Source organism: Streptosporangium sp. NPDC051023, assembly GCF_040689595.1.
In the GTDB taxonomy this organism is placed as follows: Bacteria; Actinomycetota; Actinomycetes; order Streptosporangiales; family Streptosporangiaceae; genus Streptosporangium.
On record NZ_JBFBCE010000064.1, the window covers coordinates 1 to 11655 of the forward strand.

General features: G+C 68.8%; 16 protein-coding genes and 1 tRNA gene. 4 read left to right on the forward strand and 13 right to left on the reverse strand.

Annotated elements, in window-relative coordinates; genetic code table 11:
- Positions 1–14 precede the first annotated feature (14 nt).
- From AB0395_RS32725 to AB0395_RS32760, 8 genes are all read right to left on the reverse strand, one after another.
- Complete coding sequence (locus tag AB0395_RS32725; RefSeq protein ID WP_366287801.1) at positions 15–434, reverse strand: hypothetical protein; 420 nt, start codon at positions 432–434, stop codon at positions 15–17.
- Positions 431–724 carry a hypothetical protein gene (locus AB0395_RS32730; protein ID WP_366287803.1) on the reverse strand — a complete coding sequence of 98 codons (294 nt, stop codon included), beginning with the start codon at positions 722–724 and terminating at the stop codon, positions 431–433. The genes AB0395_RS32725 and AB0395_RS32730 overlap by 4 nt, the downstream gene beginning before the upstream one ends.
- Entirely contained in the window at positions 724–1230 is a 507-nt protein-coding gene (locus AB0395_RS32735; RefSeq protein ID WP_366287805.1) for a hypothetical protein, read from the reverse strand. Before AB0395_RS32735 ends, AB0395_RS32730 begins: the two co-directional genes overlap by 1 nt.
- Positions 1227–1643 carry a hypothetical protein gene (locus AB0395_RS32740; protein ID WP_366287807.1) on the reverse strand — a complete coding sequence of 139 codons (417 nt, stop codon included), beginning with the start codon at positions 1641–1643 and terminating at the stop codon, positions 1227–1229. Before AB0395_RS32740 ends, AB0395_RS32735 begins: the two co-directional genes overlap by 4 nt.
- Positions 1640–1918 carry a hypothetical protein gene (locus AB0395_RS32745; RefSeq protein ID WP_366287809.1) on the reverse strand — a complete coding sequence of 93 codons (279 nt, stop codon included), beginning with the start codon at positions 1916–1918 and terminating at the stop codon, positions 1640–1642. Before AB0395_RS32745 ends, AB0395_RS32740 begins: the two co-directional genes overlap by 4 nt.
- Positions 1915–2322 (reverse strand): hypothetical protein, encoded by a 408-nt coding sequence (locus AB0395_RS32750; RefSeq protein ID WP_366287811.1) that lies wholly within the window; start codon positions 2320–2322, stop codon positions 1915–1917. The genes AB0395_RS32745 and AB0395_RS32750 overlap by 4 nt, the downstream gene beginning before the upstream one ends.
- Positions 2323–2397: 75 nt before the next feature.
- The gene (locus tag AB0395_RS32755; RefSeq protein WP_366287813.1) at positions 2398–2733 is read right to left on the reverse strand and encodes a hypothetical protein; all 336 of its coding nucleotides are present in this window, start codon (positions 2731–2733) and stop codon (positions 2398–2400) included.
- Positions 2730–3014 carry a helix-turn-helix transcriptional regulator gene (locus tag AB0395_RS32760; RefSeq protein ID WP_366287815.1) on the reverse strand — a complete coding sequence of 95 codons (285 nt, stop codon included), beginning with the start codon at positions 3012–3014 and terminating at the stop codon, positions 2730–2732. The genes AB0395_RS32755 and AB0395_RS32760 overlap by 4 nt, the downstream gene beginning before the upstream one ends.
- A 752-nt stretch (positions 3015–3766) precedes the next feature.
- On the opposite strand from AB0395_RS32760, the gene AB0395_RS32765 reads away from it, so the two are divergent.
- Both AB0395_RS32765 and AB0395_RS32770 read left to right on the forward strand, forming a co-directional pair.
- Complete coding sequence (locus AB0395_RS32765) at positions 3767–4165, forward strand: hypothetical protein (protein WP_366287817.1); 399 nt, start codon at positions 3767–3769, stop codon at positions 4163–4165.
- A 9-nt stretch (positions 4166–4174) separates the two neighbouring features.
- A complete protein-coding gene (locus AB0395_RS32770; RefSeq protein WP_366287819.1) occupies positions 4175–5788 on the forward strand; it encodes a hypothetical protein in 1614 nt (537 codons plus the stop codon).
- 17 nt (positions 5789–5805) lie between these two features.
- Here the strand turns inward: AB0395_RS32770 and AB0395_RS32775 are convergent.
- Positions 5806–5877 (reverse strand) — tRNA-Val (locus AB0395_RS32775).
- 462 nt (positions 5878–6339) lie between these two features.
- Here AB0395_RS32775 and AB0395_RS32780 point away from each other — a divergent pair.
- A complete protein-coding gene (locus AB0395_RS32780; protein ID WP_089210725.1) occupies positions 6340–6756 on the forward strand; it encodes an SsgA family sporulation/cell division regulator in 417 nt (138 codons plus the stop codon).
- Positions 6757–6764: 8 nt separating this feature from the next.
- Here the strand turns inward: AB0395_RS32780 and AB0395_RS32785 are convergent, their stop codons facing one another.
- The gene (locus AB0395_RS32785; RefSeq protein WP_366287821.1) at positions 6765–7406 is read right to left on the reverse strand and encodes a DUF305 domain-containing protein; all 642 of its coding nucleotides are present in this window, start codon (positions 7404–7406) and stop codon (positions 6765–6767) included.
- A gap of 162 nt (positions 7407–7568) precedes the next feature.
- On the opposite strand from AB0395_RS32785, the gene AB0395_RS32790 reads away from it, so the two are divergent.
- A complete protein-coding gene (locus AB0395_RS32790) occupies positions 7569–8825 on the forward strand; it encodes a hypothetical protein (protein WP_366287823.1) in 1257 nt (418 codons plus the stop codon).
- 73 nt (positions 8826–8898) lie between these two features.
- Here the strand turns inward: AB0395_RS32790 and AB0395_RS32795 are convergent, their stop codons facing one another.
- From AB0395_RS32795 to AB0395_RS32805, 3 genes are read right to left on the reverse strand one after another with little or no spacing between them, the layout of a single operon-like run.
- Positions 8899–9729 (reverse strand): aminotransferase class IV, encoded by an 831-nt coding sequence (locus AB0395_RS32795; RefSeq protein ID WP_366287825.1) that lies wholly within the window; start codon positions 9727–9729, stop codon positions 8899–8901.
- Complete coding sequence (locus AB0395_RS32800) at positions 9726–10748, reverse strand: chorismate-binding protein (protein WP_366287827.1); 1023 nt, start codon at positions 10746–10748, stop codon at positions 9726–9728. The genes AB0395_RS32795 and AB0395_RS32800 overlap by 4 nt, the downstream gene beginning before the upstream one ends.
- A 4-nt stretch (positions 10749–10752) precedes the next feature.
- Complete coding sequence (locus AB0395_RS32805; RefSeq protein WP_366287829.1) at positions 10753–11652, reverse strand: LysR family transcriptional regulator; 900 nt, start codon at positions 11650–11652, stop codon at positions 10753–10755.
- Between the last annotated feature and the right edge of the window lie 3 nt (positions 11653–11655).

Sequence of the window (11655 nt, forward strand, 5' to 3'; positions counted from 1 at the left end):
GACCATGCGGGTGCTCACGTGCGCTTCTCCTGCTCGTACTGGGCTTCGTCTTCTTCGGTCATCTCGGCTTCGGCGGGGTTCGCCGGGTCTCGAGGGATGGGCCACGCCTCCGGCTCGTCGGCCTGTGCGGCGAGGTGGGCGGACATGGTGTCTTCGGTGTCCACGTGCTCGGCTACCGCGTCACCACCAGGGGTGGGGCACTCCGAGGGGGACGACGCAGGCCCCAGCTCCAGCACGGTGATTTCCGTGTCCGCGTACGCCTGGATCGGCTCGATCCACCCCATGCGGTCCACGCCCCGCGCGTGCAGGGCCAGACAGCAGGAGTCCGAGCAGGGGGCCGGGTCGACCAGCAGCCGGAGAGGCTGCGTGAGCAGCCCGTTCGGGAGGCAGATGCGGACCTTGTCGCCGTGGTGGGCCTGGTTGAACGTCGTCACAGCTCACCGCCCATGTAGCGGGCGTACACACGGTGCTCGCCGCCCACAGTGCGGGCTGCGGCCTCGAATTCGCCGTGCATGGCCAGTGTGCCGATCACGCCTTGGCGGATCCGCCACGCGGTTTGTGATGCGAGCGCCTGATCCGGACAGGTCGTGACGATCGCCCACTCCCTGCGCCGCCGTTTAAGCCCCGCGGCGACACCAGCCCAGTCCACCTTGGGACCCAACGTGTAGGTGCGCAGGACCGGCGGAGGAGCCTCCCAACGGAGCTCGAGCGGCCTGACCAGCATCACTCCTCACCCCCCGGAGTGGGAGAGGACTGCTCAGCCTTGACGGCCCACTTGGCGTTGTCCGGGTACCGCTCCCGCCACTTCGGCGGGACCGTCCCCTGATGCCACAGGTCCCGAGTGGTGACGGTGCGGCCGTCGAAGAACTCGATGTCGTGGCGGCGGCCACCGAACCCACGGAACGAGTCGGCGCCGTCGCCAATCAGGTAGTGCTCGCCATCCACGACGACCCGCCGCTCCGGGTCCGCCTTATCCACAGCGCTGCCAGGACCCCAGAACGAGTCCCGATCGTCCGTGGACTCCTGGACGGTCAGAGCCAGGGCGTAGACCTTGTTCGAGCCGTCCAGCTGTTCGACCTCGTAGGACGTCCGCACCGTGTTGGTGCCGCTGCTGTCCTCAGTGAACTCAGCAACGGTCCGCGTGGTGTTGGAGGTCTCCTTCGGCAGCCCAGCGATGATGGCGAGGGCCCCACCCCACAGGGCGGACTCGACGGGCGACTGCTTGCTCATGCCGACACCTCGAGCTCAGCGGAGGACAGAGAGACGGCCTCGACCCGGTGGCTGACAGCGGTCCACCGCTGCTTGCCGTGGTGGTCGATGCGCTGGTACTGGACGTAGACCACGCCGCAGGAGGCGAGCGCCCGTGCCGCGGCGGGCCACGCCTTCCGGTCCAGCTGGTGGTGGCCGTTGCGGACGCCGGCCAGGGAGCCGTACCAGCACGGCACCGCACCCCACCCAATGACGTCCCGGTCGCCTGGGATGACCGCGTACCACGGCACCTCGAGCAGCGGCAGCGCGTACTCCTGTACCTCAGCCTGGTGGTGAACGCGCACCACCGAGCCCGCAGGGACGTAGACGATGGCGACCTCAGTAGCGGTCGGACGGGCCTCGACCAGGGCGCCGGTCACAGTCATGGTGGTCACAGCGCCACCGCCTGACCGGCCGCAGCCTGCGCGACGAGGGCGAGCCGGTACTCCCCGGCCTGCGCCTGCACCGGGTCGCCAGCGTCCAGCGCCATGCAGGAGGTGTAGGACCACACCTCGCGCCTGCCGCACTCCAGCGCCTCAGCGCGGGTAGGCGGGTTGAGGTGGGTCACCATCATCTGCGAGTCGTCGGCGCGGGTCACCCAGTCGCCCACCAGCAGGTCCGCAGCGGTGCGGATGATGAGAGACGGCTGCTCGACAGCGGGGGCGGTCACTTCTCGCCCCCGTCCTGTGCGGCCTGGCGGGCCTGCTCGACGGCGAGGTCGTCGACGGCCGTGATGGCCCCGGCGAGGTGGTCGCGGCCCGCGGCGAAGGCGAGCCCGGCCTCGGATGCGCCGTCGACGAGGCGTCCCCACGGCTGGTCGTCGAGGGTCGCTCCGGCCGGAGCCTCCGCGTCCGCCTGGAGGCTGACGCCGAATGCGATGTCGAACAGGTGCTGGCCGGCCTGCTGCAGGAGACCGAGCACCTCGCGCCGGTCGGCGGCGGCGATGGGCAAGCTGACCAGCCGAGCGGTCTGGGCGACGATCTCCTGCGCAGTGGCGATGGCCGGGGCGGGGGGCGTGGTGGTCTGGCGGTCGAGGTAGGCCGCCAGGCCGAAGTCGGGGATGATGGTGGTCAAGACGTCACGTCCTCTCGGTAGAGGTGCGGGGGTCGAGCGGGGCCTGGCCGGGCAGTGGCTGGGCCCTGCGGCATGTCAGGAGGTGGCGTACCGTCCGCCAGGCTTGGCCCTGAGGGGTGTCACACCGCTGGCGGCGGCCCGGGGCGTCGGCTTCTGCTGCCGGGAGGCGCGAGTCGGCTGGCTAGGCGGCACGGCGAACGGCTGCGAAGTGGCCGGCGAGCCGCCGCGGGCGTGGTGGGCGATAGCGCCCGCGATCTGGGCGTCCGTCCAGCGGAGCTTTCCGCCGATGTAGGTCGCCTCGACCTCGCCGGAGGCGGCGAGGCGGTCGAAGAGGCTCTCGGTGAGCCCTCCCCCGGCGCGCCCGGCGGCCTGCTTGCTGGTGTAGAGCCGGTAGGCGGGGGTGTCGGTCACTTGGCCATCAGCTCCTTGACCTCGCAGTCCAGCGCGCCTGCGAGGCCATGGAGGACTCTGACGCCGGCGGACGCTTTGCCGGTCTCGATCTTGGACATGTGGCTCGGTGAAATACCGGCGAGTTCGGCGAGTTCCGCCTGCTCAAAGCCCTTGAGCAGGCGGTGCTTGCGTACGGCGGCGGGGTTCTGAGCCAGGGGGCGCCGCCGTGTGCGTATCGTCTGCATGTAGAGGAAAGTAGAGCAAAGTAGAGCGTTACGCAAGGCGTGCAGATGGATTTTCATCTACACCATTGGAGTGACTTGCAGTCGATGCCACAGTTAGGCCACGCTGTGCCTGTAATCCACTGGACTTTCCTCGACTTCAGCGAAGGGGACGACAGGCCATGGCGAGGGCCCTGCCGCCACCTACACCAACCCCACCTGCCCCCACTCCCGAGGGGGCGCTAATCAGGCGAGTTCGCGAGAGCCTGCGCCCGCGGCTGTCAATCCCGGCCGCGGCCAAGCTGGCCGAGGTCTCCGAGGCCACGTGGGGGAACATCGAGAGGGGCTACCGCACCACCAAGGGCGGCCAAGACCCCACCCCCGTAGTGGGAACCAGCGCAACGGTCGCCCACATGGCCTATGCGGTCGGCATCACCCCGGCCGACCTGGAGAGGGTTGGGCGCGCAGACGCGGCCGCCGTCCTGACGGAGATGCAGGGCCCCACCCCAGAGGTAGAGTCGCTCGAGCTCGACCGTGGGCGTGTGTGGTTTACCGTGCCGCCCGGGCTCTCAGACGAAGACCGTGAGGCCATTCGGCGGTGGGCGGAGGAGATGGCGGAACGAATCCACCGCGGGCAACCTGGCGATAGCAGATAGTTAGGCTTACCTAAAAGAGCATATTCTTGTCACCTTTTGTGACAGGTGTTATTAATGCCCTGTTCCCGAAGGCGTCACTTTCGGCACGGATTGCATGGTTTGGTCACCGAGGGCCATCCTATCCCTCTGACATGCGCCGCATCACATGGCACAAGGCACCAAGGAAAGAGCAGCACCATGCACCCCGGCCAGGACAACGCTGTCCGATTCCACGCCGTTTCTCGCTCAGAAATTCCTGGTCACAGGGGTCTCGCCGTCAGTGTCCTCCACGACGAAGGGGCCGACTGGTTCCTCGATGAGGACAAGGTCGACGGGCGCATCCTCGACCACCTCGGGACGCACGGATCGGAGGCAAGCGGCCTGCTTGTTCCCCGTAGTGGGCCGCACCCCGGCCGATGGGGGCAACTGATCATCGGACGCGAAGACATCTCGGTCGACGAGATGAAGGGCTGGAACATGACCGACATCGGTCTCTATTTCCCCGTCCCACGCGGCCTGATCACGGAACACTTGGCAGCCGAGATCAGCGCCATCGGCACCGATCAGCTGCGGCACTTCGAGCCCAAACGGATATAGGAGGATGTGATGCCCTATGTCGAAGAACGCAAGAATTCATGGCGAGTTCGATGGAAAAAGGCAGATGGCACGTACACCGGGGGCACAACCGTCAACCTGGAGACCGGCGAAAAGTTCACCAGCGAGGAGGAGGCGCACCAGTACGGCCGGGATCAGGAGACACTGATCCGTCTCGGTCTGCGCCAGCAGAAGCAGGGGACGATCACCTTCGGAGCGTGGGCGGGCATCTGGTATAGCGGCCTGGCCCTAGAGCCCACCACCATGACCAAGTACCGCACGATGCTGCAGGGGCACCTGCTGCCGGCCTTCGAGCACCGCCCCCTGGACGACCTGAAACCGGAAGAGATGAACCCCTGGGAGCGCTCGATCGTTCGCGCCGGGTATGCCCCTCGCACTGCACAGGACGCCAGAGATCAGATGATCACGATTTTGAACGCGGCGGTCCCCCGATACCTGGACCACAACCCGGCCTCGAGGCGGCGGGGCACTGGGCGCAAGGGCCTGAAGCGGATCGAGCGGGCCCGGCGTCGGCGGGCGGTGTGGGCCTCCCCCGGCGAGGCCATAGCGATCGCTGAGCGAGCCGCGCTCCTGGCCGAGAACGACGACGTGTTCCTGCTGCTGATCACCGTCGCGTTCACTGGGCTGCGCTGGGCAGAGGCGATCGGGCTGGAGCCCGATATGCTGCTGCCCGACGGACGGCTCGACATCCGCCAGAAGCTCTATGAGCTCAAGGGGTTCTACATCAACCACCCCAAGGACGGGAGCCTGCGGATCATCCACCTGCCGCCGTTCCTCCTGGAGCTGCTGCGCGAGGCCGCCGGACGAGCGCGCCGATGCACCTGCACCGGCCGCCGCGAGAACCTACCACCGGTGGACGGCGAGGAGTTCGTCGAGTGGTGTGCCGGGCGCCGGTACCTGTTCCTCACCCCCGCCAGCGCCCACTACCAGCGGGGCAATTTCGGAACGCACATCATGCGTCCGGCCGCTGACGGCGTCTACCCCGGGCGGACAGGGGCCCGGGCGCGGCCGCCGCGGCCGGTGCTGGCCGACGTCGCCTCCTACGGGCCGCCGCCGAGGCCCGGGCGGCGGGGCCACGCTGAGGCGGGCCACTACACCTACCCAGGACGGCCTGTGTACTGGCCCTGGCCGTACGCCGAGTGCGGACAGGAGTTCGTGCCTCCATCGGGCCGTGGGCGCCCTGCGTGGCCTACGTGGCCGCTGGAGGAGCAGCCGCACCTGGTGAGCTGGCGGCCCATCCGGGAAAGCCTGACAGTTCACGGGCTGCGTCACGGACACCAGACCTGGATGGATGACGGCGGCATCAAGGAGGCCCTGAAGAAGGACCGGATGGGACATGAGGATCAGGGCGACATGTCCGAGCTCTACGGGCATGTCGCGCCGCAGATGGTGACCGATCTGCTGAACCTGCTGCAGGCGCTGTGGCACAGCGGGGTCGGCGAGCGCTACCGAGCCCATCCGCGCTCGGCGGTGCCGGCGCTGGACGCGGCGCTGCGGGCCAGCAGGCGCCGGGCGAAGGTAACGATCTTGTTCTCCCAAAAATCTCCCACGGGCGCCGCCGGGCAGAAAAAAACCCGCCGGTTGGTGTCAACCGACGGGCTCTGACCTGCGTCACATCTGTGTGGGCGATACTGGGATCGAACCAGTGACCTCTTCGGTGTGAACGAAGCGCTCTCCCGCTGAGCTAATCGCCCGCCCTGTCCGGCTCCTCGCGGTGCCGACGTGGAAAACCATACAGCAATCCGGGAGCGCTGGCGAAGCGGCGCCGGGGAGGAAATGATCTTGAGGCGCGACACGGACGAGAACCAAAGGTCCGGGGATGCGTCCAGCAGGGGGCTACGGTGTCATAGCATCATCCTGATCCGTAGAAGCACCGTACGACCCAGGCTCGACCTCTATCGCCCGAGACGCCCCCAGGGGGGAGTCGACGGTGACCAAAACGATACGCAAAACCCTTGCAAATATGGCCCTGTTGGTGATGTTTAGCCAGGTAGACGCCCAAATGTCGCGCTGTGATGTGTGTTACAGAAGGGCCCGGAGGCGGAATCTTTCCTACAGGTTTCTTCGTTCCGCGTCATAGCTCGGGACGAAGAGAGTCCGCCAGAGCAGTGAAAGCCCCGCAGAGGGGACCGACGACGAAAAAGGTTTGGCTGACGATGAACAGCTCCACCGTCTCTGCCGAGCTGGGCCTTCGGCTTGTGGTCCCCGACCGTACCACCGTCCCCCTGCTCGCCGGACTCAGCTACACGGCCGATGATCCCTACGCGATCAGAATGGCCTTCCATGTGGGGAACGACGAGCCGGTCGAGTGGATCTTCGCCCGCGAGTTGCTGACTGTCGGCATCGTGCGGCGAGTCGGTGACGGAGACGTCCAGGTGTGGCCCGCGCGCGCCGACGGCGAGCGCACGCTGCACATCAGTCTCACGTCGCCGTTCGGGCAGGCCCTGTTCGAGGTGCCCCTGGCACCGCTCACAGAGTTCCTGCACAGGACATACGAACTGGTCCCCGCCGGTCGCGAGACCGACTTCATGGACCTCGACGCCGAGCTCAGCAACATGCTCTGGAGTTCCTGACTCCGCGCCTACTCCGCGAGGAGTTCCCGCATCCGGGCGATCTCCACGCCCTGCCCGGAGACGACGTCCTTGGCGGTGGCCAGCATGGTCCTGTCCGCGCCCTCTCTGAGCTGCCGCCCGGCCATCCGGACCGCCGCCTCATGGTGGACGATCATCAGGTTCAGGAAGAGCTCGTCGAAGGTCGCGCCCCTGGCGGCCCTAAGCCGGCTCATCTGGTCCGGCGTGACCGCGTGGTCGTCATGGACGCCATGATTGCCGTGGGCGGGCGGGACCCTGCCCACCGACCTCAGCCATGACGTCATCGCCGCGATCTCGGGGCGCTGCGCGGCGGTGATCCGCTCGGCGAGCCGCAGCAGCGCCCGCGACGATGATCGGACCGGGACCAGCGCGGCCATCTCAAGCGCCTGCCGGTGGTGCGGGATCATGCCCTCGGCGAACCGCACGTCGGCCGCCGTCACACGAGCCTCCGACTCGCCGAGCCGCTCTCCCGGCGCCGCCGTACGGCCCGCGTCCCCCGGACCACCGGGGATGATCACCGGTGCGCCCGTCCCTGCAACCAGCGGGGCCCGTCCATCGGTCGAAGGCGCGGCGCAGCCGGAGAGGACCGTCGCCGCGGCGATTATCACAACAACCCCATACAGGGCGGGCATCCTTCGCACACCTTCAATAATGGGGCAAGGAACCTTTCCGAAATTGGGGGCTCAGTGCGATCGATTCCGGCTTTCGGCCTGGCGGTGCTACTTCTGGCGGCCGGATGCGGTGCCGATCCCGGACCGCCTCTCCCCCGGGCCGCCCTCTCCACGCCCTCGGACGTGAGGACCACGGGAGACGCCCTGCACAGCGCCAACATCACACACCTGGCGAACGTCCCCCCGGGAGCGCCGCTCAACGGGCCTCAGTCGTGGGGCACCGACCTGGCCTTCCAGGGCGACAACGCGTTCGTCGGCAACTTCGACGGCTTCACGGTGCTCGACATCTCCAACCCGGCCAAGCCCTCCGTGGTCAGCCGGGTACTGTGCCCAGGCGAGCAGAACGACGTCTCGGTGAGCGGGAACCTGCTGTTCCTGTCCGTCGACACCCCTCGCGGCGGCCCGGAGTGCGGGAGTGTCCCGAGAGAGGAGGGCCAGGGCACGGGCTGGGAGGGCATCCGGATCTTCGACATCACCGACAAGGCCCATCCCACGTTCGTCTCCGCGGTCGGCACGGAGTGCGGCTCTCACACCCACACCCTCGTCCCCGGGCGGGACAAGGGCACGCTCTACCTCTACGTCTCCTCCGCGGGCCCCGTGCCGGAAGAACCAACCTGCCCGGCTCCGCACGACAACTTCTCCGTGGTCGAGGTGCCCACGGAGAACCCCGCGGCGGCCAGGGTGGTCTCGCGGCCGGTGCTGTCGGCCGAGGGGGGCCGCGAGGGCGGCTGCCACGACATCACGGTCTATCCCGAGAAGGAGCTGGCGGCCGCGGCCTGTTTCGGTGACGGGATCCTGCTGGACATCTCCGACCGGGTGAACCCCACGGTGATCCAGCACGTGCGCGACGAGGAGAACTTCTCGATCTGGCACTCGGCCACGTTCAACAACGCCGCGACCAAGGTCGTCTTCAGCGACGAGCTCGGCGGCGGCATGAGCGCGACGTGCGACTCGGGCACTCCGAGGACTCAAGGGGCGGACGCCGTCTACGACCTGGGTGAGGACCGCAGGCTCACACTTCGCGGCTACTTCAAGATTCCGAGGGAACAGGAGCCCGAAGAGAACTGCGTCGCGCACAACGGGGCGCTGCTGCCGGTCCCCGGCAGGGACATCATGGTCCAGTCGTGGTACCAGGGCGGGGTCTCTGTCTGGGACTTCACCGACGCGGCCAGCCCGAAAGAGATCGGCTTCTTCGAGCGCGGGCCGGTCGACGCAGCTGCGGGTTCGTGGTCGGCCTACTACTACAACGGCCACATCTACTCGAGTGACATCACCAGGGGCCTGGACGTGCTGAGGATCGACGACCCGCTGACCGATCCGGCCAAGAAGGTCAGGATGAAGGTGCTGAACGCCCAGAGCCAGGTCTCCTACCAGGAGTGACACGACCCGCGGCGGGCCCCGTCACGGGGCCCGCCGCGCAAGGCGGCTGCGGATCTCCGTCACAGGCCGGCCGTCACGGGTCGATGTCGGCCGCACTCCGCTCCGCGAAGATCTGCATCGCCTTGGCGGTGATCGGACCCGGCGCGGCCGGAAGAACGGTCTGGTCGACCGCCCGGATCGGCTGGATGTCACGGGTCGTCGAGGTCAGGAACGCCTCCTCCGCCTCGTAGAGGGCCGAGAGCGGGACGTCCTCCTCCGAGCCTCCGCACCATTCCAGGGTGAGCGCCCTGGTGACCCCGGCCAGGCAGCCGGAGGCGAGCGTGGGGGTGACGAGACGCCCGTCGCGGACGACGAAGACGTTGCTTCCGGTGCCCTCGCACAGGTTGCCCGCCACGTTCCCGAAGATCGCCTCGCCGCCGCCCCTGGCCTTGGCGTAGAAGAGCGCCATGGCGTTGTCGCCGTACGAGGTCGTCTTGACCCCGGCGAGCACGCCGCGCTCGTTGCGGGGCCACGGCACGACGGTGACGTCCGCGGTCGCGGGGAACGGCGACTGCTCGGCGACGATCACGATGGCCGTGCCCCCCTCGGGACCCCGGTCCGAGCCCAGCGGGCCGGGACCGCTGGTGTAGGTGACGCGGATCCGGCCGAGCGGCCACGGGGGCGCCTCCGCCAGGCAGGCTCGCACGCCCTCGGCGATCGCGTCGACGTCGGGCTCCGGCAGACCCATGCGCTCGGCCGAGACCCGGAGCCTGTCGAGGTGGCGGGTGAGCGCGAAGGGGGCGCCCTTGACGAACTTGACGGTCTCGAACACGCCGTCGCCGACCAGCAGGCCGTGGTCGAACACCGAGACGGTCGCCTGTTCAGACGGTATGAGCTGCCCGTTGACCCACACAGGGACGTTCATCGTGTTCCTCCTGAGACTGCTGGATCTGATGTGGAAGCGAGCGCTATGAGCCGGGAGGCCTTCAACTCGGTCTCACTCCACTCTCCGCGCGGATCGCTGCCCCAGGTTATGCCCGCGCCGGTGCCAAAGTGGATCTCTTCGGCGGAAAGCCAGAAAGTGCGGATCCCCACGGCCAGCGAGGCCTGGCCCCGATCGGCGTTCACCCAGCCGACGGCTCCGCAGTACGGCCCGCGCGGCTCGGGTTCGATCTCGCTGATGACGCGCAGGGCGGAGGCCTTGGGCGCGCCGGTCACCGACCCCGGGGGAAAGGTCGCGGAGAACAGCTCGGGCCAGCCGGCCCCGGGCTCGAGCCTGGCCCTGACCGTGGAGACCAGGTGGACCAGGCCCGGATGCTCCTCGACCTCGCACAGCGCGGGCACGCTCACCGAGCCGACCGCAGCCACTCGGCCCAGGTCGTTGCGGACCAGATCCACGATCATCACGTTCTCCGCGTAGTCCTTCTCCAGCAGGTCCTCCGCGGTGACTCCGGTTCCCTTGATCGGCCTGGACTCGATCACGTCGCCGTCCCTGGACAGGTAGAGCTCCGGGGAGGCGGAGACGACGCTCAGTCCGGGCAGGCTCACCGTGGCGGCGTAGGGGGCCGGGTTGCCCTCCGCCAGCCGTACGGCCAGCGCCAGCGGATCGAGATCTCCGGGCAGTGGCGCGGTCAGCACCCGGCACAGGTTGGCCTGGTACACCTCGCCCCGCTCGATGTGGCCGCGGATGCGGCGCACACCGTCCTCGTAGGCGGCCCGGTCCAGCGAACTGCGCCATGAGGAGGGATGTGGCCCGCGCCAGGGAGCGCGCGGCGCGGGCAGCGGCGCGGGCCTGACGTCGTCGAACCTGGCGCATGTGACCTTGCCCTCGTAGTCGACGACCACGGCCCACCATCCCTGACCGTCCAGGGCGGCCAGGTCGGTGGTGACGTCACGGAGTCGCGTGGCCAGTTTGCCCCCTACATGAGCAAATGAGTGGTTCACCCCACTATTGTCTCGCCGCCCCGGCCAGGAACCGCACCAGCGCGCGGGCCGCGGGCAGGGCCGTCGGCGGGGTGGTACGCGGCAGGGCCGCGTAGACGGTCCTGCGCGGAGCGAGGTCGCCCAGGGAGCGCAGGACGAGGTCACCGGGCACCGCCTGCACGGCGATGGCGGGGACCAGCGTGACGCCGAGCCCGGCGGCGACGAAGCCGAACTTGCCGGTCCACTCGGCGATCCTGAGCTTGGCGCGGGGGCTGAACCCGGCCCTGGCGCAGGCCGTGTCAAGCATGGTCGTCCCTCCCGGCGGGGGCGCCTCGATCCAGGTCTCCTCCCGCAGCTCGCGTAGGTCGACCTCACCCCTCCCCGCCAGTGGATGGTCGTGGGGCAGCGCGATCAGCAGCTCGTCCTCGACCAGCTCAACGGTCTCGACCTCCTCCTCGTACGGCAGGCCCGACGGATAGTCGCTGATCACGGCGACGTCGAGAGCCCCCTCGCGCATCCGGCGCAGCAGGCCACCGCTGGGCCCCTCGGTCATGGTGAATCCGACGCCGGGGAACTCCCCCCGAAAGGCCCGCAGGGCATGGGGAACCAGCGCGACGTTCGCGGTCGCGAAGGCGCCGAGGCGAAGCCGTCCGCCATGGCCGCCGTGGATGCCGGCCAGCTCCTCCTCGGCCATGGCCAGCCGGTTCAGCACGGCCCGCGCGTGCAGGCTGAGCGCCTCACCGGCGGGCGTGAGCCGTACGCCGCGGGGAAGCCGCTCGAACAGCGGGCCGCCCGCCCGCTGCTCCAGGGAGGCGATGCGCCGGGAGACCGCGGACTGGGTGTAGTTGAGCAGGGCCGCGGCCCCGGTGAACGACCCGGTCCTGGCGACGGCCTCCAGCAGGCGCAGTGAGTCGGTGTCGAACACATT